25 protein-coding genes are annotated in these 23,515 nt (G+C 66.4%); 19 read left to right on the forward strand and 6 right to left on the reverse strand.

The features are described 5' to 3' along the window. The first annotated feature begins 7 nt into the window (after positions 1–7). Both IQ458_RS09630 and IQ458_RS09635 read left to right on the forward strand, forming a co-directional pair. Entirely contained in the window at positions 8–943 is a 936-nt protein-coding gene (locus IQ458_RS09630; RefSeq protein ID WP_203322670.1) for an ABC transporter ATP-binding protein, read from the forward strand. After that, positions 940–2,031 carry an ABC transporter permease gene (locus IQ458_RS09635; RefSeq protein WP_203322650.1) on the forward strand — a complete coding sequence of 364 codons (1,092 nt, stop codon included), beginning with the start codon at positions 940–942 and terminating at the stop codon, positions 2,029–2,031. Before IQ458_RS09630 ends, IQ458_RS09635 begins: the two co-directional genes overlap by 4 nt. 106 nt (positions 2,032–2,137) lie before the next feature. On the opposite strand, the gene miaB is transcribed toward IQ458_RS09635, so the two are convergent. Beyond that, the gene (gene miaB, locus IQ458_RS09640) at positions 2,138–3,529 is read right to left on the reverse strand and encodes a tRNA (N6-isopentenyl adenosine(37)-C2)-methylthiotransferase MiaB (RefSeq protein WP_235996740.1); all 1,392 of its coding nucleotides are present in this window, start codon (positions 3,527–3,529) and stop codon (positions 2,138–2,140) included. 259 nt (positions 3,530–3,788) lie between these two features. Here miaB and IQ458_RS09645 point away from each other — a divergent pair, with 259 nt between their 5' ends. The 6 genes from IQ458_RS09645 (at position 3,789) to IQ458_RS09670 (ending at position 8,938) form a co-directional block, all read left to right on the forward strand. Then, complete coding sequence (locus tag IQ458_RS09645; RefSeq protein WP_183643520.1) at positions 3,789–4,748, forward strand: lytic transglycosylase domain-containing protein; 960 nt, start codon at positions 3,789–3,791, stop codon at positions 4,746–4,748. A gap of 175 nt (positions 4,749–4,923) precedes the next feature. Continuing rightward, positions 4,924–5,535: a ubiquinol-cytochrome c reductase iron-sulfur subunit gene (gene petA / locus IQ458_RS09650; protein WP_203322652.1), complete on the forward strand. Its 612-nt coding sequence runs from the start codon at positions 4,924–4,926 to the stop codon at positions 5,533–5,535. A gap of 3 nt (positions 5,536–5,538) precedes the next feature. Beyond that, positions 5,539–6,801: a cytochrome b gene (locus IQ458_RS09655; RefSeq protein ID WP_183643517.1), complete on the forward strand. Its 1,263-nt coding sequence runs from the start codon at positions 5,539–5,541 to the stop codon at positions 6,799–6,801. Next, positions 6,794–7,540 carry a cytochrome c1 gene (locus IQ458_RS09660; RefSeq protein WP_203322653.1) on the forward strand — a complete coding sequence of 249 codons (747 nt, stop codon included), beginning with the start codon at positions 6,794–6,796 and terminating at the stop codon, positions 7,538–7,540. The genes IQ458_RS09655 and IQ458_RS09660 overlap by 8 nt, the downstream gene beginning before the upstream one ends. 181 nt (positions 7,541–7,721) lie before the next feature. After that, complete coding sequence (locus IQ458_RS09665; protein WP_141453679.1) at positions 7,722–8,357, forward strand: glutathione S-transferase N-terminal domain-containing protein; 636 nt, start codon at positions 7,722–7,724, stop codon at positions 8,355–8,357. Between the two features lie 137 nt (positions 8,358–8,494). Next, on the forward strand, positions 8,495–8,938 hold the full coding sequence (locus IQ458_RS09670; RefSeq protein ID WP_183643511.1) for a ClpXP protease specificity-enhancing factor: 444 nt from the start codon (positions 8,495–8,497) through the stop codon (positions 8,936–8,938). Between the two features lie 103 nt (positions 8,939–9,041). On the opposite strand, the gene IQ458_RS09675 is transcribed toward IQ458_RS09670, so the two are convergent. The 3 genes from IQ458_RS09675 to IQ458_RS09685 are packed head-to-tail and all read right to left on the reverse strand — an operon-like array spanning position 9,042 to position 10,518. Next, on the reverse strand, positions 9,042–9,368 hold the full coding sequence (locus IQ458_RS09675) for a DUF3301 domain-containing protein (protein WP_192197425.1): 327 nt from the start codon (positions 9,366–9,368) through the stop codon (positions 9,042–9,044). A 23-nt stretch (positions 9,369–9,391) separates the two neighbouring features. Then, positions 9,392–10,252, reverse strand: a complete 861-nt coding sequence (gene nadC / locus IQ458_RS09680) for a carboxylating nicotinate-nucleotide diphosphorylase (protein ID WP_183643505.1) — start codon at positions 10,250–10,252, stop codon at positions 9,392–9,394. Continuing rightward, positions 10,249–10,518: a Trm112 family protein gene (locus IQ458_RS09685; protein ID WP_192197426.1), complete on the reverse strand. Its 270-nt coding sequence runs from the start codon at positions 10,516–10,518 to the stop codon at positions 10,249–10,251. Before IQ458_RS09685 ends, nadC begins: the two co-directional genes overlap by 4 nt. A gap of 57 nt (positions 10,519–10,575) precedes the next feature. On the opposite strand from IQ458_RS09685, the gene purE reads away from it, so the two are divergent. Both purE and IQ458_RS09695 read left to right on the forward strand, forming a co-directional pair. Continuing rightward, entirely contained in the window at positions 10,576–11,085 is a 510-nt protein-coding gene (gene purE / locus IQ458_RS09690) for a 5-(carboxyamino)imidazole ribonucleotide mutase (protein WP_183643499.1), read from the forward strand. Further along, entirely contained in the window at positions 11,082–12,224 is a 1,143-nt protein-coding gene (locus IQ458_RS09695) for a 5-(carboxyamino)imidazole ribonucleotide synthase (RefSeq protein WP_203322654.1), read from the forward strand. Before purE ends, IQ458_RS09695 begins: the two co-directional genes overlap by 4 nt. A 79-nt stretch (positions 12,225–12,303) precedes the next feature. On the opposite strand, the gene sodB is transcribed toward IQ458_RS09695, so the two are convergent. Next, on the reverse strand, positions 12,304–12,882 hold the full coding sequence (sodB, locus tag IQ458_RS09700; RefSeq protein ID WP_141453672.1) for a superoxide dismutase [Fe]: 579 nt from the start codon (positions 12,880–12,882) through the stop codon (positions 12,304–12,306). Positions 12,883–13,035: 153 nt separating this feature from the next. Here sodB and grxD point away from each other — a divergent pair, with 153 nt between their 5' ends. From grxD to ppnN, 5 genes are all read left to right on the forward strand, one after another. Continuing rightward, entirely contained in the window at positions 13,036–13,356 is a 321-nt protein-coding gene (grxD, locus tag IQ458_RS09705; RefSeq protein ID WP_183643493.1) for a Grx4 family monothiol glutaredoxin, read from the forward strand. A 10-nt stretch (positions 13,357–13,366) separates the two neighbouring features. After that, the gene (locus IQ458_RS09710) at positions 13,367–14,113 is read left to right on the forward strand and encodes an SDR family NAD(P)-dependent oxidoreductase (RefSeq protein ID WP_192197427.1); all 747 of its coding nucleotides are present in this window, start codon (positions 13,367–13,369) and stop codon (positions 14,111–14,113) included. After that, positions 14,110–14,709, forward strand: coding sequence for a YhgN family NAAT transporter (locus tag IQ458_RS09715; protein WP_183643487.1), 600 nt, complete (start codon positions 14,110–14,112; stop codon positions 14,707–14,709). The genes IQ458_RS09710 and IQ458_RS09715 overlap by 4 nt, the downstream gene beginning before the upstream one ends. Positions 14,710–14,931: 222 nt before the next feature. After that, a complete protein-coding gene (locus tag IQ458_RS09720; protein WP_484573276.1) occupies positions 14,932–18,192 on the forward strand; it encodes a TonB-dependent receptor in 3,261 nt (1,086 codons plus the stop codon). A 128-nt stretch (positions 18,193–18,320) separates the two neighbouring features. After that, complete coding sequence (gene ppnN / locus IQ458_RS09725) at positions 18,321–19,703, forward strand: nucleotide 5'-monophosphate nucleosidase PpnN (RefSeq protein WP_183643480.1); 1,383 nt, start codon at positions 18,321–18,323, stop codon at positions 19,701–19,703. On the opposite strand, the gene IQ458_RS09730 is transcribed toward ppnN, so the two are convergent. Beyond that, positions 19,685–20,770, reverse strand: a complete 1,086-nt coding sequence (locus tag IQ458_RS09730) for a sensor histidine kinase (RefSeq protein WP_203322655.1) — start codon at positions 20,768–20,770, stop codon at positions 19,685–19,687. The genes ppnN and IQ458_RS09730 overlap by 19 nt on opposite strands. A gap of 161 nt (positions 20,771–20,931) precedes the next feature. Between IQ458_RS09730 and IQ458_RS09735 the strand changes: the two genes are divergently transcribed. Genes IQ458_RS09735 through IQ458_RS09750 form a run of 4 tightly spaced genes read left to right on the forward strand, consistent with a single transcriptional unit; the run spans position 20,932 to position 23,513 of the window. After that, positions 20,932–21,489 carry a GspH/FimT family pseudopilin gene (locus IQ458_RS09735; protein WP_183643473.1) on the forward strand — a complete coding sequence of 186 codons (558 nt, stop codon included), beginning with the start codon at positions 20,932–20,934 and terminating at the stop codon, positions 21,487–21,489. A 16-nt stretch (positions 21,490–21,505) separates the two neighbouring features. Continuing rightward, positions 21,506–21,970, forward strand: a complete 465-nt coding sequence (gene pilV, locus IQ458_RS09740; protein WP_203322656.1) for a type IV pilus modification protein PilV — start codon at positions 21,506–21,508, stop codon at positions 21,968–21,970. A 5-nt stretch (positions 21,971–21,975) separates the two neighbouring features. Continuing rightward, complete coding sequence (locus tag IQ458_RS19890) at positions 21,976–22,974, forward strand: PilW family protein (RefSeq protein ID WP_192197430.1); 999 nt, start codon at positions 21,976–21,978, stop codon at positions 22,972–22,974. Continuing rightward, a complete protein-coding gene (locus tag IQ458_RS09750) occupies positions 22,971–23,513 on the forward strand; it encodes a pilus assembly PilX family protein (RefSeq protein ID WP_203322657.1) in 543 nt (180 codons plus the stop codon). The genes IQ458_RS19890 and IQ458_RS09750 overlap by 4 nt, the downstream gene beginning before the upstream one ends. The last annotated feature ends 2 nt before the right edge of the window (positions 23,514–23,515 follow it).

The following is a 23,515-nucleotide window of genomic DNA, read 5'->3' on the forward strand; positions in this document are numbered from 1 at the left end:
CCTGGCGATCCAGGCGCGCGGGCTGACCAAGCGTTTCGGCCCACTGGTCGCGGTGAACGCGGTGGACCTGAGCGTGCCGCGACGCCACGTGTATGGATTCCTCGGGCCCAACGGTTCCGGCAAATCGACCACCATCCGCATGCTGTGCGGCCTGCTGACGCCCAGCGCGGGCGACATCGAGGTGCTGGGCCTGCGGATTCCCGAACAGGCCGAGCAGCTGCGCACCCGCATCGGCTACATGACCCAGAAGTTCTCGCTGTTCGAGGACCTGAGCGTGCGCGAGAACCTGGAATTCCTCGCGGCCGTGCAGAACCTGTCGAAAGCCGAGGCACGCAAGCGCATCGACGAGTTGGTCGAGCAGTACCACTTCCAGGATCGGCAGAAGCAACTGGCCGGCACCATGAGTGGCGGCCAGAAGCAGCGCCTGGCGCTGGCCGGCGCGGTGATCCACCAGCCGGAACTGCTGTTCCTGGACGAGCCCACCAGCGCGGTGGATCCGGAATCGCGCCGCGATTTCTGGGAGAAGCTGTTCGAACTGGCCGATGCCGGCACCACGATCCTCGTGTCCACCCACTACATGGACGAGGCCGAGCGCTGCCACCGCATCGCCATCCTCGATCGCGGCGTGCTGGTGGCCGATGGCACCCCGGCGGATCTGACCGGCGAACTGGCCGGACGCACGCTGGCGGTGGACGCGGAACAGCCGCGCCAGGCGCAGAAGGTCCTGCTGGGCCTGCCCGGCGTGATCAGCGTGGCCCAGATCGGCAATACCCTGCGCGTGCTGATGGCGGGCAATGGTGATGCCGCCGGGCGGGTCGCCGCGGGACTGCGCCATGCGGGCATGCAGGCGGAGGTCACGCCTTCGCAGGCCAACCTGGAAGACGTGTTCGTCGCCGCCACCCGCGGCCGCCCCGATCAGGACGGGCAGGAGCGTGCGGCATGATCTGGCGCAGGCTGTCGGCGGTGATGCTGAAGGAAGTGCGGCAGATGCGCCGCGATCGCATCACCCTGGCGATGATCGTCGCCATCCCGGTCATGCAGTTGCTGCTGTTCGGCTACGCCATCAACACCAACCTGCGCGACCTGAAGGCGGGCGTGGCCGACCAGGCGAACACCACGGCCTCGCGTGCGATGGTCATGGATATCGTCGCGACCACGGTGATCAAGCCGACCCTGGCCGCACGCACGCCGCAGGAATTGATGGAAGCCATCCGGCGCGGCGAGATCAGCCTGGGCATCGTGGTGCCGTCGGATTTCGAGCGCCGTCGCGCCGAGGGCCGCGAACAGGTGCAGATCCTGGTCGACGGCAGCGACAACGCGGTGCAGAGCGCGGCCGCCCAACTGGCCCAGATGCCCGCCGATACCGCCGTCCGCGCGGTGGTTCCGGTCGAGCGCCCGATCAGCGTGGTGGCGTTCTACAACCCGGAACGACGCTCCGCGGTGAATATCGTGCCGGGCCTGATCGGCGTGATCCTGACCATGACCATGGTGCTGTTCACCGGAGTGGCCATCGTGCGCGAACGCGAACGCGGCAACATGGAACTGCTGATCGCCACGCCGGTAAGCAGCGCCGAGCTGATGATCGGAAAGGTGCTGCCCTACATCGCCATCGGCCTGATCCAGACCACGGTGGTGCTGGCACTGGGCATGTGGCTGTTCGACGTGCCGCTAAACGGCAGCGTCTGGCATGTCTACGTGGCGGCGATCCTGCTGATCGCGGCCAACCTGACCCTGGGCCTGCTGATTTCGACCCGCGCGCAGTCGCAGTTCCAGGCGATGCAGATGACCTTCTTCGTGTTCCTGCCGTCGATCCTGCTGTCGGGCTTCATGTTCCCGTTCTCGGGCATGCCGCGGCCGGTGCAGTGGCTGGCGGAAGCATTGCCGCTGACCCATTTCCTGCGCCTGATCCGCGGCATCATGCTGCGCGGCGCCAGCCTGTGGGAGCTGTGGCCCGATGTGCTGGCCCTGCTGGCCTTCACCACGGTCATGATGTCCGCCGCCATCCTGCGTTTCCGCAAGCGGTTGGATTGAACACCCTTCTTTTCGGAACAACTCCTGTGGGAGCGACGTAAGTCGCGATGCTCTTCGCTCGCGGAGTCCGAATTCGCGACTTACGTCGCTCCCACAAGAGAGGTTTTCAAGCCGCGTTCTCGTCCACCGTGGCCACCCGCCCGCGCAGCGAATTGGTCAGCGCCTCGGTGATCACCACGTCGACGAACTGGCCGATCATCCGCGCGTGGCCGGGGAAGTTCACCGAGCGCATGTTCTCGGTCTTGCCGGTCAGTTCGTTCGGATTCTTGCGCGACGGGCCTTCCACCAGCACCGACTGCACGCTGCCGACCATCCGTTGCGAGATGCCGGCGGCGTAGGCGTTGATATGCGCCTGCAACTGCTCCAGGCGGGCGTGCTTGGTCGACTCGGCGGTGTCGTCTTCCAGATCCGCGGCAGGGGTGCCGGGCCGGCGCGAGTAGATGAAGGAGAACGACTGGTCGAAGCCGACGTCCTCGATCAACTTCATGGTCTTCTCGAAATCCGCATCGGTCTCGCCGGGAAAGCCGACGATGAAGTCAGAGGAGATCGAGATGTCCGGCCGCACCGCGCGCAACTTGCGGATCTTCTGCTTGAACTCCAGCGTGGTGTAGCCGCGCTTCATCGCCGCCAGGATGCGATCGCTGCCGGCCTGCACCGGCAGGTGCAGGTAGTTCGCCAGTTGCGGAACGTCGCGGTAGGCCTCCACCAGTGAATCGCTGAACTCCAGCGGGTGCGAGGTGGTGAAGCGGATCCGGCCGACGCCCTCGATCTCGGCGATGGCGCGGATCAGCAGGCCCAGGTCGGCCACTTCGCCGTCGCCATAGGGACCTCGGTAGGCGTTGACGTTCTGGCCCAGCAGGTTGATCTCGCGCACGCCCTGGGCGGCCAGTTGCGCCACTTCCACCAGCACGTCCTCGAACGGCCGGCTGACTTCCTCGCCGCGGGTGTAGGGCACCACGCAGAACGAGCAATACTTGGAGCAGCCTTCCATGATCGAGACGAACGCGCTCGGGCCTTCGGCGCGCGGCTCGGGCAGGCGATCGAACTTCTCGATTTCCGGAAAGCTGATGTCCACCTGCGGCCGGCCTGACTGGCGGCGCTCGCGGATCAGCTCGGGCAGGCGATGCAGGGTCTGCGGACCAAACACCAGATCCACGTAGGGCGCGCGCTTGACGATGGCTTCGCCCTCCTGCGAGGCCACGCAGCCGCCGACGCCGATCAGGACCGGCTTGCCGTCCTTCTTCAGCGACTTCCAGCGGCCGAGCTGGCTGAACACCTTTTCCTGCGCCTTCTCGCGGATGGAACAGGTGTTGACCAGCACCACGTCGGCTTCTTCGGGGTTGTCGGTCAGTTCCAGGCCTTCGGCGGCGGCCAGCACGTCAGCCATCTTCGCCGAGTCGTACTCGTTCATCTGGCAACCGTGGGTCTTGATGAACAGCTTGCCGCGGGCCGGCGCGACGGCCGGACGGGCGGGGGAGGTGACGGGCGGCTCGCCCATCAGGGCGGTATCGGGGGCTTGCGTCCCGGTCATGGCGCTTATTCCAGTCGGGTGGGCGGGCGGAAACCGCATAGTTTACGCGGGGTGGTCCGGTTCCGCGCCGATTCGGCGTTGAAGGTGAGGAACACGCCCGTCGGGGCGGACGCGCGGGCGGGATGCGGAGTGGATATCCGGATCCCGGACCCACTGCACAGATTCGAGGATTCCTTTCTTGGACAAGGACTTGGCAATCACTCCCGGATCCGGGACACTGCCCCGCATGAGGGGGACGCTACTGCCATTGGGGATGCTGGCCGCGCTTGCCTGCGCGGTGCCGGCCGCGAGTGCCGGCACGCTGTACAAGTGCACCGGCGCCGATGGCGTTCCCGCCTATGTCAGCAAGCGCGTCAGCGGTGCCCGCTGCGAGGTGATCAGCCAGTACACGCCCGAGCGTGGCGGCCGCCGGGTTTCGTCCGTGTCCCGCCCGGCCGATGCTTCCACCCTGTCCGCGCCGGCGGCCCCGCCGACCCGGCCCGGAACCGCGATGGGCGGCACGACCAGCGCGGCCGCTCCGGTCACGACCGCGGCATCGGCGACACCGACGGCGATCACCCCGGCACCGCTGCCGGCCGCCAATCCCGCGGGCGGAACCCGCCGGGTGGTCAGCGGACAGGTCTACTCCTACATCAAGGATGGCGTGCGCCATTACACCAGTGCCCGTCCGCGCGGCGGTGCCGGTGCGGTCGCCAGCCTGCGCACCATCAAGTACAGCTTCATCGAAACCTGCTTCGCCTGCGGCAACCCGGGACTCAACTTCGGGACCCTGCGCCTGAACACCGCGGCCTACCAGGCCGAGATCGCCGCGGCGTCCCGCGAATTCGGGGTCGACGAGGCGGTGATCCGCGCGATCATGCACGCCGAATCCTCGTACAACCCGATGGCCCTTTCCCACGCCGGAGCCCAGGGCCTGATGCAGTTGATGCCGGCCACCGCGCGCCGGTTCGGGGTCAGCGACGCCTTCAACGCCGGCCAGAACATCCGCGGCGGCGTGCAGTACCTGTCCTGGTTGCTCAAGCGCTTCAACGGCGACCTGCGCCTGGCCGCGGCCGGCTACAACGCCGGCGAGGGCGCGGTGGACCGCCACGGCGGGGTGCCGCCATACCGGGAAACCCAGCGCTACGTCGAGCGGGTGGCGGTCCTGGCGGATCGCTATCGCGGCAACATCGCCGCCGCGCGTTGACGCGGAATCCCGCCGCGCGGCGGGGTCGGACCGTCGCAAACCCTTGATCCACGGCAAAACGTTGTCGGTCGGTTAAGGCTTCCGCTACACTTTGCTGTCTTTGCGGCCCGCCCCGAGCTTCGGGCGCGGGTGCTGGCAGCCTTTTAGCTACCTGATTGTTTTGCGGAGTGCCGGAATGGCCAACGATGGGGTCAATGGGCCTGTGAATACAGGCCGACGCCGGTTTCTGACTGCGACCACGGCTGTGGTTGGTGCGGTCGGAGCCGGTTTCGCAGCAGTACCGTTTATCAAGTCGTGGAACCCGAGTGCGAGGGCCAAGCTGGCCGGCGCCCCGGTGACCGCCGACCTCACCGGCCTGCAGGAAGGGCAACGCCTGATCCTGGAATGGCGCGGCCAGCCGATCTGGATCGTCAAGCGCTCCAAGGCGATCCTGGACGCGCTGCCGACCCTGGACAGCCGCCTGCGGGATCCGGAGTCCAAGAACACGGACCAGCAGCCGTCCTACATCAAGGGCGAGACCCGCTCCCTGAAGCCGGAAATCTCCGTGCTGGTCGGCCTGTGCACCCACCTGGGCTGCTCGCCGGAAATGGTCGCGGAAATCCGTCCCGAGCCGTACGACCCGGACTGGAAGGGCGGCTACTTCTGCCCCTGCCACAAGTCGCGTTTCGACATGGCCGGCCGCGTGTTCCAGGGCGTTCCCGCCCCGACCAACCTGGTGGTGCCGCCGCACTACTACGAGAACGACACGACGATCGTGATCGGCGTCGATCCGAAGGGAGCTGCGTAAGCCATGTCGAACATCATTACCCGTACCGCCGATGGCGTGATGGATTGGTTCACTGCGCGTGCGCCGAGTTTCATGCCGTTCTACCGGAAGCACATGTCGGAGTACTACGCTCCGAAGAACTTCAACATCTGGTACATCTTCGGCGTCCTGTCCTCGATCGTGCTGGTCAACCAGATCCTGACCGGCATCTTCCTGACGATGCACTTCAAGCCGAGCGCCGCGGAAGCGTTCGCCTCGGTCGAGTACATCATGCGCGACGTGGAGTGGGGCTGGCTGATCCGGTACATGCACAGCACCGGCGCCTCGCTGTTCTTCATCGTCGTCTACCTGCACATGTTCCGCGGGTTGATGTACGGCAGCTACCAGAAGCCGCGCGAGATGGTGTGGATCCTGGGCATGCTGATCTACCTGGTGCTGATGGCCGAAGCCTTCATGGGCTACGTGCTGCCGTGGGGCCAGATGTCGTTCTGGGGCGCCAAGGTGATCATCTCGCTGTTCGGTGCCATCCCGGTGATCGGCAACGGCCTGACCGAGTGGATCATGGGCGACTACCTGCCCGGCGACGCCACCCTCAACCGCTTCTTCGCCCTGCACGTGATCGCGCTGCCGCTGGTGCTGTTGCTGCTGGTGGTGCTGCACATCTTCGCCCTGCACGAAGTCGGCTCCAACAACCCCGACGGCGTGGAAATCAAGAAGGGCCCGAAGGGCAACCGCTGGTCGCCGACCGCGCCGGCCGACGGCATCCCGTTCCACCCGTACTACACGGTCGGCAAGGACCTGTTCTACGTGTGCATGCTGGTGATGGTCGCCGCGTTCATCATCTTCTTCGCGCCGGCCTTCGGTGGCTGGTTCCTGGAACATGACAACTTCACCGAGGCCAACCGCCTGGTGACGCCGGAGCACATCAAGCCGGTGTGGTACTACACCCCGTACTACGCGATGCTGCGCGTGGTCCCGCACAAGCTGAGCGGCGTGCTGGTGATGTTCGGCGCCATCGCGATCCTGTTCCTGGTGCCGTGGCTGGACCGCGCCAAGGTCAAGTCCTACCGCTATCGCGGCAAGCTGTCGTGGGCCCTGCTGCTGGCTTTCGCCGTCAGCTTCCTGTGGCTGGGCAAGATCGGCGCCGGCCCGGGTACCGACATGGTCGAGACCTACATCGGCCGCGTGCTGACCGTTTACTACTTCCTTTTCTTCCTGACCATGCCGCTGTGGACCAAGTTCGACAAGACCAAGCCGGTGCCGGAACGGGTGACGACGCATGACTAAGACCTTGACTTCCCGGCTAGCCGTATTCGCCAGCGGGTTGCTGATCTCGTTCTCCGCGCTGGCCGCCGAGGGCGGCGACAAGCTCCAGGCCGGCAACGACCTGAGCGACCGCGCCTCGCTTCAGCGTGGCGCCCAGCTGTACATGAATTACTGCTCGGGCTGCCATTCGCTCAAGTACCTGCGCTATTCGCGCATGGCCGAGGATCTGGGCCTGACCGAAGAAGAGGTAATGAACAACCTCAACTTCACCGGCGCCAAGTTCGGCGAGCAGATCCAGGTATCGATGCCGCACGACCCGGCAGGCAAGTGGTTCGGCAAGATGCCGCCGGATCTGAGCACCATCTCGCGTGTCCGCGGCAGCGACTGGATCTATACCTACCTCAAGTCGTTCTTCCTGGACGAGTCGCGTCCGCTGGGCTGGAACAACAAGTTGTTCCCGAACGCCTCGATGCCGAACCCGTTCTGGGAACTGCAGGGCCTGCAGCACGCCGAGTACGGCAAGCCCGATGCGGCGACCGGTGAACGCCATGTCGAATCGCTGAAGCTGACCCAGCCGGGTCGCCTGAGCCCGCAGGAGTTCGATCAGGTCGCGCGCGACGTGACCAACTTCCTCGAGTACGCCGGCGAGCCGGCGGCCCTCAAGCGCCAGAGCCTGGGCGTGTGGGTCGTGCTGTTCCTGGCGGCGCTGTCGTTCCTGGCCTATCTGCTCAAGCAGGAGTACTGGAAGGACGTGCACTGACACGTCCGGCGCTCCCTGGTGCCGTCCGGCCGCATACGCCGGGCGGCGGGGCAATGCCCGGTGGCATGGTAGCCGCTTGGCATTTTCCTGAAGGGATTGCACACTCGGGGACCGTGGCGACCGCCGGCAAGGGGCTGGCGGCGTCGGTGCGATCGGCGGATTCCGATCGTCGGAGAGCCTGATGGCTGCGAGTCCACGTATGCGCAATACACTGACTTTGTTTTCCTCCATCGATGACGTGCTGTGCCATCGGGTACGGCTGGTGCTGGCCGCCAAGGGCGTCAGCTACGACTTCGTGCCGGTGGATCCGCAGAACCCGCCCGAAGATCTCATCGATCTGAATCCCTACCATTCCGTGCCCACGCTGGTGGAACGGGATCTGGTGCTGTACGCCGCCTCGGTGGTCAGCGAATACCTGGACGAACGCTATCCGCATCCTCCGCTGATGCCGGTGGATCCGCTTTCGCGCGCGCGCTTGCGCCTGGCGATGCTGCGCATCGAGCACGACTGGGTGCCGCAGGTGCAGGCCATCCAGCTGGGCAACAAGCAGCAGGCCGAGGCCGGCCGCAAGCGCCTGAAGGAACTGCTGACCGCGTCGGTGCCGCTGTTCAAGGCGAGCAAGTTCTTCCTCAACCCCGAAATGAGCCTGGCCGATTGCGCCATGGCGCCGATCATCTGGCGGCTGCCGTCGCTGGACATCCCGCTGCCCAAGGATGGCAAGGCCATCGAGGACTACGGCAACCGCATCTTCCGCAACCCCGGCTTCATCCGCAGTCTCACCGACGCGGAGAAGAAGCTGCGCGACATCCCGAACTGAATCCGGGACGACGCGAGTGAAGTCGCTGCCGCGGCGCTGGCATGGAACCGCGGGACGGTCGTGACTTATCCTAGGTCGGTGGCGTATGCCGCCGGCTCCGACGTCCGTGCAGCGGACGACTTCACCAGGCAGTACCGATGAATGATGAAACCCCCCGCATGACCAGCCACCGTCCGTACCTGTTGCGGGCACTGGTGGAATGGATCGCCGACAACGGCATGACCCCGCACCTGCTGGTCGACGCGACCCAGGCGGGCGTGCAGGTGCCGGCCAGCGCGGTGAAGGAAGGCAAGGTGGTGCTCAACATCGCCGAGCGCGCGGTCGTGCAGCTGCACATCGACAATCATTCGGTCAGCTTCACGGCGCGTTTCGGTGGCGTGAGTTTCCCGGTGATGGTGCCGATTTCCGCCGTGCTGGCGATCTATGCGCGCGAGACCGGACAGGGGATGGCCCTGCCCGACGATGGTCATTCACCCGGACCGGACGATGACGGTGGCGATGACGGTGCCGGTCCCGACAGCCCGGGCGACGACGACACCCCCGCGCCGCCGAAGCGTCCGCACCTGCGGGTGGTCAAGTAGGCGAGGCCATCCCACGGTAACGACTGTAGGAGCGACGTGAGTCGCGACGCTTGGTGCAGTCGCGACTCACGTCGCTCCTACAGGAAGGGAGCCCGACCGGGACTCAGTGCTCGAACGGCACCACGCTGGGCCGCGCCGGACCGACGAACGAGACCAGCGTTTCGCCGCGCAGCACCAGCCGGCCGGTATGCCGGTCCATGCCGTCGTAGGAGTACTCGAAGCGGAACGTGCGTTCCCAGCCCAGCCGGCCGTCCTCGTTGCGCCGCAGGCGCAGGCCGGCGGCGTGCACGGTCTGGTCCAGCCAGATGACGCCCGCGGCGGAACAGGCATTGCGGCCGAGCGCTTCGGCGCGCTCGGCGGCCGCGCGCGCGGCGTTCCAGTACGCGAAGGCGGCGGCGCCGGCGATCATCAGCAGGATCAGGCTGGGCATGGGATGGCGGAACCGGGCGGGAACTAGCCGCGCTCGCCCGGCGGCGGACCGAGCTTGAGCGACAGGTCGATGGCGTGGACGTGCTTGGTCAGCCCGCCGATGGAAATGCAGTCGACGCCGTCCTCCGCGATGCCGCGCAGCGTGCCCATGTCCACGCCGCCGGAAACCTCCAGCGGAATGCGGCCGGCGGCGATGCGTACGGCTTCCCGTCGCGTCGGCGCGTCGAAATCGTCGATCAGGATGCGATCGCAACCTTCGCGCAGCGCTTCTTCCAGTTGCGCCAGCGTTTCCACTTCCACGATCAACGGCAGGCCGGGCCGGGCTTCCCTCGCTGCGCGGATGGCGCCACCGAGCGAGCCGTAGGCACGGATGTGGTTCTCCTTCAGCATCACCGCGTCGTACAGGCCGATCCGGTGATTGTGTCCGCCCCCGCAGCGCACCGCGTACTTCTGCGCCAGGCGCAGGCCGGGCAGGGTCTTGCGGGTATCCAGGATCTTCGCGCGGGTTCCCGCCACCGCCTCCACATGGCGCGCGGTCGCGGTGGCGGTGCCGGACAGGGTCTGCAGGAAGTTCAGCGAGGTCCGCTCCGCGGTGACGAGCGCACGCGAATGGCCCTGCAGGGTGGCGAGCACGGTGCCGGCGGTGATGCGATCGCCTTCGGCCACGCGCCAATCGATCCGCACCTGCGGGTCGAGCATCCGATGAGCCGCGTCGAACCACGGGCGTCCGGCGATGACGCCATCCTCCTTGCACAGCAGGTAGGCGCTGTCGGGACGGTCGGGCAGCAGCGCGGCGGTGACGTCGCCATCGCCGATGTCCTCGGCCAGCGCGCGGCGAACGTCGCCTTCGACGACCTCGGCGGGAGGCGGCTGCAACCCGCTCATCGCGCGGGGAAATCCGCCAACTGCGAAGTGGCGATGGCCTCCTCGGCCAGCAATACCGGAATGCCGTCGTCGACCCGGTAGAGCGTCCGTCGATCCTGGGTGACCAGCGCTTCACGCAGCGCCTCGGCCTGGGGCGAACCGTCCGCGCGGGTCACCCCGCCCGCCGCGATCGCGCGGTTGGCCGCGTCCAGCCCACGACCGTCGAGCAGCGACAGGGACTGGCGGGTGGTGGGGCAGCAGAGGATGTCCAGCAGTTTGCGGTCCATGGGTCCAACGTCGTTCGGCAAGGAGGGTAGAATACGTCTTTGCGACAGAGGACGGCCATGACCGCCACCGTTGACAGCCCCGTCGTGGGCATCGTGATGGGTTCCCGTTCGGATTGGGAAACCATGCAGAACGCCGCCCAGAAGCTCGACGCGCTGGGCGTGCCCTACGAGGTGAAGGTGGTGTCCGCGCACCGGACCCCGGACGTGCTGTTCTCCTATGCCGAGACCGCCGGTCCGCGCGGCCTGCGCGCGATCATCGCCGGAGCCGGCGGCGCCGCCCACCTGCCGGGCATGCTGGCATCCAAGACGGCGGTGCCGGTGCTCGGCGTGCCGGTGCAGTCCAAGGCGCTGAACGGCATGGATTCATTGCTGTCGATCGTGCAGATGCCGGCCGGCATCCCGGTCGCAACGTTCGCGATCGGCAATGCAGGCGCCGCCAACGCGGCGCTGTTCGCCGCAGCCCTGCTGTCTCCCGAATACCCCGCGATCGGCGCCGCGCTGGCGACGTTCCGCGCGCGCCAGACCGACGACGTGATGGCGCACGACGATCCGCGCCTGCCGGCATGACCACGGTCGGCATCCTCGGCGGCGGGCAACTGGCCCGCATGCTCGCCCTTTCCGGCGCTCCCCTGGGCCTGCGTTTCCTGGTGATGGACACCGAGGCCGACGCCTGCGCCGGCCAGTTCGCGCCGCTGCTGGTGGGCGACTACCGCGACGAGACCGCACTGGCCGAGTTCGCCGGCAAGGTCGATGTCGCCACCTTCGATTTCGAGAACGTGCCGGCCGAAAGTGCCGAATGGCTGTCCGCGCGGGTGCCGGTGTTCCCCAACCCGCGCGCGCTGGCGACCGCGCAGGATCGCCTGGCGGAGAAGACGCTGTTTCGCGAACTGGATATCCCGGTACCCGATTTCGCGCCGGTATCCAACCGCGCGGAACTGGACGCGGCGCTGGCCAGCGTCGGCGCGCCGTGCATCCTCAAGACCCGCCGCCTGGGTTACGACGGCAAGGGCCAGTTCCGCATCCGTGCACTGGCCGATGCCGACGCGGCATGGGACGCGCTGGGCGCGCAGGCGGCCAAGGTCGGCCTGATAGTGGAAGCCTTCGTGCCGTTCGAGCGCGAGCTCTCCGTGGTCGCCGTGCGTGGTCGCGACGGCGAGTTCCGCACCTGGCCGCTGACCGAGAACTGGCACGTCGACGGCGTGTTGTCGGCGAGCCTGGCGCCGGCGCGGGCCGATGACGCGGTCGCCAGGACCGCGATCGATTACGCGCGCCGCCTGGCCGAGCGCACCGACTACGTGGGCGTGTTCGCGCTGGAACTGTTCTACCGCGACGGCCAACTGCTCGCCAACGAGATGGCGCCGCGCGTGCACAACTCCGGGCACTGGACCATCGAGGGCGCGGAAACCTCGCAGTTCCAGAACCACCTGCGCGCGGTGCTCGGCCTGCCGCTGGGCGATACGCGCATGCTCGGGCACGCGTGCATGCTCAACTGGATCGGCCAGATGCCGGATGCGCTGGCACTGCTGGGCGAAGCCGGCGGACATTGGCACGATTACGGCAAGCTGCCGCGCGCCGGCCGCAAGGTCGGGCACGCCACCGTGCGCGCCGACGACGTGGCGGAACTTGCGCAGGCGCTGGAGCGTGCCGGCCGCGCGCTGGGCCGCGAGGCGCAGGTGGCGCCGGTCATCGAACGCCTGCGCGGCTGAGCGCGGGCGGGTTGCGTGAAAAGCAGAAGGCCGGGGCATGCCCCGGCCTTCCCTGGTTTGCGGCGGTGAAACTCTGGACTCAGCGCAGGTTGCCGGCCACGAAGTCCCAGTTCACCAGCGCCCAGAACGATTCCACGTACTTCGGACGCGCGTTGCGGTAGTCGATGTAGTAGGCGTGTTCCCACACGTCGATGGTCAGCAGCGGCTTGTCCTCGCCGGTCAGCGGGGTGGCGGCGTTGGAGGTGCTGGCCAGCGCCAGCGAACCGTCCGGACGCTGCACCAGCCAGCCCCAGCCGGAACCGAAGGTACCGATGGCGGTCTTGGTGAACTCTTCCTTGAACTTGGCGAAATCGCCGAACGCCTTGTTGATCAGCTCGGCCAGCTTGCCGGTCGGCTCGCCGCCGCCATTGGGCTTCAGGCAGTTCCAGTAGAAGGTGTGGTTCCAGATCTGGGCCGCGTTGTTGAACATGCCGCCCTGGGACTTGCGCACGATCTCTTCCAGCGAAAGATCGGCGAACTCGGTGCCTTCGATCAGCTTGTTGAGGTTGTCCACATAGGTCTTGTGATGCTTGCCGTAGTGGTAGTCGATGGTTTCGCCGGAAATGTGCGGCTCGAGCGCCGTACGGTCGTAGGGCAGGGGGGGCAGTTCGATGGCCATGGCTGGGATCCTTGCGCTAGGCGGTGGAAGGGGGGCGTCGGCAGGGCGGCGCACGGGGGCTTACAATGGCGTTCCCGGCGGACGCGGTCCGTCGGGACGGGCGGAAGTGTACCCGACACCGGTTGGGTTACCGTAAAAGCAGGAGAAAACAGCATGCCGGTGATGGAACGCATCCAGGCCGAAGTCGAAAGCCATCCGATCGTCCTCTTCATGAAGGGCACGCCGGAATTTCCCATGTGCGGCTTTTCCAGCCGCGCCGTGCAGGCGTTGCGCGATGCCGGCGCCGAACAGCTGTACACCATCAACGTGCTGGAGGAGCCGGAAATCCGCGCCAACCTCCCGCGCTTCTCCAACTGGCCGACGTTCCCGCAACTGTTCATACAGGGTGAACTGATCGGTGGCTGCGACATCACGCTGGAACTGCACGAGTCCGGCGAACTGCGGCGCATCGTCGCCGAAGCCCTGTCGCCGTGAGGCCAGGTCCGTGAGCCTCATCGATCTGCCTACCCGCGCGGTACGCGCGCTGGACAACCGCGTGGTGCTGATCAGCGGCGCGCATGGTGGCCTTGGCGCCGCCGCCGCGCTGGCATGCGCCGAAGCGGGCGCGACCCTGGTGCTGCTGGGACGCAAGGTGCCCAAGTTGAACCGCATCTACGACGCGGTGGCGCAGGCGGGACAGGAGCCCCTCTTGTATCCGCTGGATCTGGAAGGCGCTTCGCCCGACGACTATGCCGAACTGGTCGACCGCCTGTACGCGGAACTGGGGAGGTTGGACGGCGTGCTGCATTGCGCCGCCGAGTTCCGTGGCCTGACCCCGCTGGAGCACACGGATCCGGCGGCGTTCGCGCGCGCGCTCCACGTCAACCTGACCGCGCCGTGGTGGTTGTCGCAGGCCTGCCTGCCGTTGCTCAAGCAGTCCGATGACGCCGCGCTGGTATTCGCCATGGACGACCTGTCCCGGGTGGGGCAGGCCTACTGGGGCGGTTACGGCGTGGCCCAGCATGGGTTGGCCGGCCTGGTGGACATGCTGGCGGCCGAACTGGCCGGTGGACCGGTCAGGGTCTCGGGCCTGCAGCCCGGGCCGATGAGCACCGGCCTGCGCTCGCGCGCCTATGCCGACGACAGCGACGGCCAGGCCTGTGATCCGGCCCGGTACGGGGCCGCCTGTGTCACATTGCTGTCATCCGCGGGCGCCGAACACCGGGGCCGCGTCTGGACCGTCCGGGCATGACCATCCTTTCGGCCGCACTGCTGTTGTTCCTGATCCTGGACCCGCTGGGCAACATCCCGGTGTTCCTGAGCGTGCTCAAACCACTGACGCCGCAGCGCCAGCGGGTCGTGCTGGCCCGCGAACTGCTGATCGCGCTGGCCGTGCTGATGATGTTCCTGTGGGGCGGCAAGTATTTCCTGGAAATGATGCACCTGCGGCAGGAGTCGGTGGCGATCGCCGGCGGCATCGTGCTGTTCCTGATCGGCATCCGCATGATCTTCCCGCGGCCGGAAGGCCTGATGGGGGAAATCCCCGGCGGCGAGCCCTTCATCGTGCCGCTGGCCATCCCGCTGGTGGCCGGCCCGTCCGGCATGGCGGCGGTGATGCTGATGGGCAGCAACGAGCCGGCCCGGCTGGCGGACTGGAGCCTGGCCCTCATCCTGGCCTGGGGCGCGACCTCGGCGATCCTTTTCTCCGCCACACTGCTCTACAAATGGCTTGGCCGGCGCGTCCTGACCGCGGTCGAACGCCTGATGGGCATGCTGCTGGTGGCCCTTTCCGTGCAGATGTTCCTGGACGGCATCGGGACCTACCTCAAGCTGCCGCCGAGCATCTGAGCCGGCGCCGGGAAAAAGTGCTGCAGCGCGGAATTTTTGTCACGCGGCGGTCACAAAATGGTCCTATCGTGTTAACCTGTTATTAACCAACGCGGCCGTTCCGCGTAGGCTCAGGGAACCCTAGAAATGCCCCCCACGACCCGCCGAGAGGTGGGCCGCCTGCGCGTCCGCATTCAGCCAGCCAGTTTCGCAACGCCAATTCCCGTACCGAGGCTCATACCCATGAATCAATCCCGTTGTCTCCGGATGTCCAAGCTCACCCTTGGCCTCGTCGCCGCGCTCGCGGCCGCCCCGGTCTTCGCCCAGAGCACCTCCGCCGGCGTCGGCGGCGTGGTCACCGGCGCCGATGGCCAGCCCGTCACCGGTGCCGAGGTGGTCATCACCCACGTCGAATCCGGCACGACCAGCCGCGTCACCACCGACGCCAGCGGCCGTTACAGCGCCCGCGGCCTGCGCGTGGGCGGCCCGTACCAGATCACCGTGACCAAGTCCGGCTCCGGTACCAAGACCGAAGACAACGTCTACCTGAACCTCAACCAGGTCAACACGGTCAATGCCGCGCTGACCGGCGATGCCACCACCACCCTCGAGACCGTCACCGCGGTCGGCGTGGCGGGCGGCTCGGAAGTGTTCAGCGCCACCAAGATGGGCACCGGTTCCAACATCAACCGCGAGAGCATCGAAGCGCTGCCGTCGGCGAACCGCAACATCCAGGACTACATCCGCCTGGATCCGCGCATCTCGCAGGTCAGCAAGGCGGACGGCGCGATCTCCGCCGGCGGCCAGAACACCCGCTACAACGCCATCCGCATCGACGGCGTCAGTGTCGCCGACCCGTTCGGCCTGGAATCCAACAACCTGCCGACCGAGCGCCAGCCGGTCTCGATGGACGCCATCGAGGAAATCAACATCGATCTGGCCAACTACGACGTGACCATCGTCGGCGGCACCGGCGCGGTGATCAACGCGGTCACCAAGTCGGGTACCAATGAATTCCACGGCACCGTCTACGGCACCTACCGCGACAAGAGTTGGGTGCGCGAGGAACTGGAAGGCGTCAAGTTCAACGGCTTCGACGACGAAATGACCTACGGCGCCACCTTCGGCGGCCCGATCGTCAAGGACAAGCTGTTCTTCTTCGCCAACTACGAGAAGTACGAGCGCAGCGCGCCGGGCACCAGCCTGACCAACACCCCTTACGGCACCGGCAACATCACCGACGCCGACATCGCCGACATCGTTTCGGCGGCTAACGGCCACGGCATCAGCGCGGGCGGCTTCTCGCTGCCGGGCACCAACAAGACCGAGATCGAAGAGTACGCGCTGAAGCTGGACTGGAACATCAACGAAAGCCATCGCGCCGCCCTGCGCTACAGCAAGCTGGAGCAGAGCGTCCTGCGCTTCCCGGAAATCGACAACAACAGCGTTTCGCTGAGCAGCTTCTGGTACGCGTTGCCGAAGACCTTCGAAAGCTACGTCGGTGAACTGTTCAGCGATTGGAACGAGAATTTCTCCACCGAGTTCAAGGTCGGTTACAAGGACTACTCGGCGGTGCGCAGCACGTTCTCGAACCTGCCGCAGATCGAAGTCCGCGGTTTTGGCTCCAACGGCCAGTCGTCGGTGTTCCTGGGCACCGAGATCAACAGCCACGTCAACATCATCGAGACCAAGGAAACGACCGCTTTCGGTGCGGCCAACTGGTACATCGGTGACCACACCGTGAAGTTCGGCTTCGACTACTCGAAGAACGACATCCTGAACTTCTACGGCCGCGCGGTGAATGGCGTCTACACCTTCGCCGATATCGATGCCTTCCGTGCCGGCACGCCGAACAACTACCAGATCCGCGCCCCGCGTCCGGGCGGCAGCATCAACGACATCCCGGCCGAGTACACCCTGAAGAACGTCGGCCTGTTCGCGCAGGACACCTGGGCGGTCAACTACAACCTGACCCTGACCTTCGGCCTGCGCGTCGACATCCCGGACTTCAGCGACCAGCGCCTGTACAACCCGCTGATCGAGCAGACCTACGGCTACGACAACACCCAGACCGTCGACGACAAGCTGGTGCAGCCGCGCTTCGGCTTCAACTACACCTTCGACAGCGACCGTCCGACCCAGCTGCGCGGTGGCGTGGGCCTGTTCGGTGGCGCCGCCCCGAACGTGTGGCTGGCCGGCACCTACCAGAACACCGGCCTGAACTACGTCGAATACAGCTGCTCCGGCGCCCAGGCCCCGGTGTTCTCGCCGAGCCCGGCGCCGAACATCCCCGACAACTGCCTGGCCGGCAACGCGCGCGCCAACGTCGACATCGTCGAGCCCGGCCTGAAGCTGCCGTCGGTGTGGAAGGCGAACATCGCCCTGGATCACGAACTGCCGTGGTACGGCATCGTCGCCTCGGCCGAGCTGCTGTTCACCAAGGTCAATGACGGTATCGTGGTGGACCGCCTGGACATGTACAACGCCGCCGGCCAGGGCCCGACCGCCTACGGTCAGGATGGTCGCCCGATTTTCTGGGACGCCAACGGTCTGAACCCGGCCAATGCCCATGCCACCCGCGGCATCGTGTACGGCACCAACAACGTCAACCCGAAGGCCAACCGCCCGGCCGGCATCGGCGACGTGATGCTCCTGCGCAATACCGACGAGGGCAAGAGCCGCCAGTACACCTTCGGCCTGAACAAGCCGATGCTCAACGACTGGTCCTGGTCGCTGGCCTACACCTACACCAAGGCCACCGAAGTCAGCCCGCTGACCAGCTCGCAGAACACCTCGAACTGGGGCAGCACCCTGATCGGTGCGGTCAATGGCGATACCGCGTGGGACTCGCGCTATGCCATCCGCGACCGCATCACCGGTACCGTGGAGTGGAAGCACCAGTTCTTCGGTGACTACGACACCCGCATCGGCCTGTTCTACGAAGGCCGCACCGGTCGTCCGTACAGCTACATCTACTACAACGATTTGAACGGCGACAGTAACCCGACCACCAGCACCAGCAACGCCGGTCTGTTCAACGACCTGTTCTACGTGCCGGCGGCCCCGGGCGACGTGCTGTTCACCGGCGGCGCCCAGATGGAGCAGGCGTTCTTCGACTGGCTGGGCAAGAACCCGGAACTGCAGAAGTATCGCGGCCAGATCGCGCCGGCCAATGCGTTCCGCGCCAAGTGGGTCAACAGCTTTGACGTGCGCTTCAGCCAGGAACTGCCGGGCTTCATGAAGGGCCACAAGACCGAGCTGTCGCTGGACATCATGAACATCGGCAACCTGCTGAACAAGAAGTGGGGCCTGATCGACGACTACGGTTTCAACTCGACCCGCCGCGTGGCCAGCTACGCCGGTATCGATCCGGCCACCGGCAAGTACGTCTACCACTTCAGCGGCAGCACCGACAGCTCGCAGATCCAGGAAAACAACAACGACAAGGGCAACACCGGCGTGTCGCGCTGGTCGGTCATGTTGGGCCTGAAGTACAAGTTCTAAGCCGCAAGGCCAGGGAACACCAGAAACGGCCGGGGCAACCCGGCCGTTTTTTTATGGGAATGCCTTGAGCGCGGGACTGCGCTAAAGTCATCGGGTCATGACACGAAAAAACGACGGGAAACAAACATATGAGTGAAGCGCCATCGAGGGCGTTGCCGGTACAGAACGCGCAGATCCACCCCCGCGGGGCGCTGGATGTGCTGTCCCGGGCCGAAGTGGCCCGCCTGCGCGACGCTTCGGCGGGCGGCATGCACGACCTGCTGCGCCGCTGCGCGCTGGCCGTCCTGACCAGCGGCAGCGCGTCGGACGACCCGCGCGCCGCCCGCGACCTGTACCCGGATTTCGACATCCAGGTGCTGCAGCAGGACCGTGGCGTCCGCATCGATCTGTTCAATGCGCCGGCGATGGCCTTCGTCGACGGCGAGATCATCCGGGGCGTGGCCGAACTGCTGTTCGCGGTGGTTCGCGACCTGGCCTACACCGCCATCGAGTTGGGGCCGGATTGCAAGGACGACCTGGACACCTCCTCGGGCATCACCAACGCGGTGTTCGGACTGCTGCGCAATGCGCGCATCCTGCGCCCGGCCGACCCGAACCTGGTGGTGTGCTGGGGCGGCCACTCGATCTCGCGCGATGAATACCTGTACACCAAGCAGGTCGGCTACGAGCTGGGCCTGCGCGGGCTGGACATCTGCACCGGCTGCGGTCCGGGCGCGATGAAGGGGCCGATGAAGGGCGCCACCATCGCCCACGCCAAGCAGCGCCGCCGCACCACGCGCTACATCGGCATCACCGAGCCGGGCATCATCGCCGCGGAATCGCCGAATCCGATCGTCAACCACCTGGTGATCATGCCGGACATCGAGAAGCGCCTGGAGGCGTTCGTGCGCATCGGCCACGGCATCATCGTGTTCCCCGGCGGCGTCGGTACGGCGGAGGAAATCCTCTATCTGCTGGGCATCCTGCTGCGCGAGGAAAACGCCGAACTGCCGTTCCCGCTGATCCTGACCGGACCGACCATCGCCGCGCCGTACTTCGAGCAGATCGATCAGTTCATTCGCCTGACCCTGGGGGAAGAAGCGACCCGGCGCTACGAAATCATCATCGGTGACCCGGTCGCGGTGGCGAAGAAGATGGGCGCCGGCATCCGCAAGGTGCGCGAGTACCGCATCCAGCAGAAGGACTCGTTCTTCTTCAACTGGGCGGTGGATATCCCGGGCGATTTCCAGCAGCCGTTCGTGCCCAGCCACGAAGCGATGGCCGCGCTGGATCTGCACCATGGTCGCCCCGCGCACGCGCTGGCGGCGGACCTGCGCCGCGCGTTCTCCGGCATCGTCGCCGGCAACGTCAAGGAAGACGGCATGCGCCGGATCGAGGAGTTCGGTCCGTTCGAGATCCATGGCGACGCCGACATGATGCAGGCGCTGGACGCGCTCCTGCGCGCCTTCGTCGAGCAGCGGCGCATGAAGATCGCCGGCGAGTACAAGCCCTGCTACCGGGTGCTGACCTGATCAGGCCCATCCGGGAAGGCGGAAAGCGCCGCTTTCCCGGCTTCATTCCCGTCGTCGCGCGGTAGGGTGATGACGGCCAGGTAATGGCCGTCTTCCTGGCGGGTTTCCAGTTGCCCCAGGCCCTGGGTCAGCGCATGGATGCGGGCGCGTACCGAGCTCTGGCCGACCTGGTGCCCGCGGGTCGGCATCGCCCGTTCCGGGATCGGATTGCGGATGGTGATGACGATGTCGCGCACCGATGCCGCCACGCCGATGTCGAGCGTGCCGCCGGACGGACTGGGTTCGATGCCGTGGCGGATGGCGTTCTCCACCAGCGGCTGGATGGACAGGGTAGGAACCCTCACCTCCGGCACGGTGTCGGGCAGGTCCCAGCGTGCGTGCAGGCGTTCGCCGAAGCGCAGGCCCTCGATTTCCAGATAGCGCCGGGTCAGCGCCAACTCCTCGGCCAGCGGGATCTCGCGGGGACCGGCCAGGGCCGCGCGAAACAGATCCGACAGATCCAGCAGCATCCGTTCGGCATCCTGCGGTCGTTGATGGACCAGCGCGGTGGCGGTGTTGAGCGTGTTGAACAGGAAGTGCGGCCGTATCCGCGCCTGCAGCGCCTCGAGTTCCGCCTGCTTGGCCTTCACCGCCATCTGGCGCGCGCGCCAATGATTCTGGAAGGCGGCCAGACCGAGCAGGCCGACGGTGATGGCCACGCCGGTGAAGCGCAGGAACATGTCCTTCCAGTCGTCCTTCAGGCTTGACCATAGATCGCCCAGCAACAACCAGGTGGCTGCGCAGAACAGCCAGGTGGTCAGTACCAGCAGGCACAGCGCGGTATATGCGACATAGGGCGGACGCAGCCTGCCCAAGGGGCGCCGCAGCAGATACAAGGCACCCAGGGTGGTCAGCGAGATCCATTGGACGACCAGCGAGGTGAGCCCGAAATAGACCCAGGGACTGACGCCTCCGCCCGGTGCCAGGGTCAGTACCGCTGCGACGCCTTCGCCCGCGAGCACGACCCAGATGATGGCGGGGGCCTGCCAGAGGGCATCGAGTGGCGCGTTCTGCTGGACTGCCTTCATGGACCGGCGAAAAAGGGGAGACCCGGCCGCATGATGCCCGAAGGACCGGCGATTGGCAGCGTCCGCCCGTTGATGCCTTCAACGCCGCCGCCCATCGGCTCCCGACTGGCGGTCGCGGCGCACCGGGTCTACGGTGCGCCTGCTCACCGGGGAAGCAACCTATGTCATCTGGATGCAAGCGTGAGGCCCGGAGATGGGCTGGCAGGGGTGCCGGCCAAGCGGGTTTCAGCCTGATTGAACTGCTCGTGACCGCGGCCGTGCTGGCCATCCTGGCGGCGGTGGCATCGCCGTACCTGCTGGCCGTGGTCAACAACAACCGGCTGGCCAGCGGGACCAACGAGATCATCGCGGCGTTCCAGCAGGCGCGCATGGAGGCCATCCGGCGCAATGGCAGCGTCTCGGTCTGCCGGACCACCGACGGCGCCACCTGCGCCAACGATGCCGGCAATTGGGGACGCTGGCTGGTGGTGGTGGCCAGCGACGGCGAGGTGCTTCGCTCGGGAACCGCGACCGCTCCGCTGCGCCTGAGCGGCGGGCAGGGAACGATCACCTTCCGTGCCGATGGTCTTGCCCGCACGGGGGGCGCCTTGGTTTCCGCCGACATCGTCACCGTCTGCATTCCCACCACGCAACCCGCGGAAAACCGTCGCGTCATCAACATGGGAAGCGGCAGCCGCATTTCCACCTCGTCGAACAATGGCAACGGCGTTTGTCCCTGAAACCATGGGCATTTCCATGAATCGATTGCGTCATGCTTTTCCCGCCAGAACGCAGCAGATCGGCGCGGGCCTGCTGGAAGTGCTGATCGCCGTGTTGATTCTCGGGGTCGGCCTGCTTGGCATCGCCGCGATGCAGGCAACCGCCCTGCGCAACAGCCAGAGTTCGCTCGAGCGCAGTCAGGCGATCATCCAGACCTACGCCATCCTGGATGCGATGCGGGCCAACATCGACATCGCGCGGATTGGGGGATACAACCTCACCGCGATGACCTGCAATGCCCCCGATGCGGGCGCGTCGCTGGCCGCCACCGACCTGCATAACTGGATCGAGTCCCTGCACGCCACGATCGGTGACAACACCTGCGGGCAGATCAACTGCGGTGGCGTGAGCTGCGAGATCACGGTGCAATGGGATGAATCGCGCAGTGCCCGCGGACAGGAAGAGACCACCCAGCAGGTCACCACGAGGACCCGGCTATGAGGCGCGTGCAACCCCAACGCCGGTTTTCCATCCGCGGACTTTCGCTGGTGGAGTTGATGATCTCCATGCTGCTGGGCATGCTGGTCGCGGGCGCGGCCATCACCATCTTCATGAGCAACCGCGAGACCTATCGCGCGACCGACAACCTGGGACGCGTCCAGGAGAATCTTCGCACCTCGTTCGAGCTGATGGCACGCGACGTGCGCGAAGCCGGCGGCAACCCATGCGCCAACGACCTGCCCATAGCCAATGTGCTGAACGACCCGGCGGCGTCGTGGTGGTCCAACTGGAACGGCGGGCTGATCGGTTACGACGGCGGAACCGCGGCCCAGGGACTGAATACCGGTGGTGGCACCGCAGAGCGCGTCGCGGGCACGGATGCGATTGAAATCAAGGCCAGCGTCGATAGCAGCATCCGGGTGGTGGTCAAGATGCCCGAACCCTCGGCGGACATCGAGGTCAACGCGACCACGGGCCTGCAGAACAACGACGTCATCATGATCTGCGATTTCAACCAGGCCTCGATCGTCCAGGTCACCCAGACCCCGGCCGGCCTCAAGATCCAGCACAACAGCGGTGCGGGCACACCGGGTAACTGCACCAAGCACCTGGGTTATCCGGTGGTCTGCACCAATGGTGCGGGCAACAGCCCCTACCTGTATGACCAGAACGCGGTCATCGCCGTGTATCGCGCCATGCAATGGTACGTCGGCAACAATGCGCGCGGGGGAAGATCGCTGTATCGCCGCACGCTGCGCTTCAACGGGGCCGCGCCCGAGGCCCAGGCCGAGGAAATCGCCGATGGCGTCACCGACATGCAACTGGAATACCTGGTGCGGGGGGACGATGAATATGTCGATGCGGATCCCAGTCCCGACTGGCCCAATGTGGTCGCGGTCAAGATCGTCCTGACCCTGCGAACCAACGAGAACGTCGGCACGGATGGCAACCCGATCAACCGCCGGCTCGAGCATACCGTGGCATTGAGGAACCGCGCGCCATGAATCGACAACATTCCACTCGAGGCCCGGGTGCCGGACGCCAGCGCGGCGCCACCCTGATCGTCGTGCTCATCCTGTTGCTGGTGATGACGTTGCTGGCGTTGGCGAGCATGCGCGGTACGCTGCTGGAGGAGCGCATGAGCGCCAACCAGCGCGATCGCAGCCTGTCTTTCCAGGCCGTCGAAGCCGCCCTGCGCGAAGGTGAGGCCATCGCCGCGCAGAAGCAGATATATGCGGCCGGATGCGCCAACGGACGCTGCGGCATCCCGGATCCCCAGGCAGCGCCGGTGTGGACCAGCGAGGACGTCTGGGCCGCGGCGCCGGTAGCGCAGACACAACTGGGCGACCAGACCGCGCAGCCGAAGTACATCATCGAGCTGCTGGCCACCAACGTGCCTCCCAAGGGCACCTGCACCACCACCGGCGACGTGTCGCTGACCAGCGGCTGCACGGGCACCGAGTACCGCTACCGCATCACCGCGCGCAGCCAGGCCAACGATCGTGCCGAAGTGCTGCTGCAATCCACCTACGCCGTGCCGTGACG

This window comes from Pseudoxanthomonas beigongshangi, assembly GCF_016820515.1.
Taxonomy (GTDB): Bacteria; Pseudomonadota; Gammaproteobacteria; order Xanthomonadales; family Xanthomonadaceae; genus Pseudoxanthomonas_A; species Pseudoxanthomonas_A beigongshangi.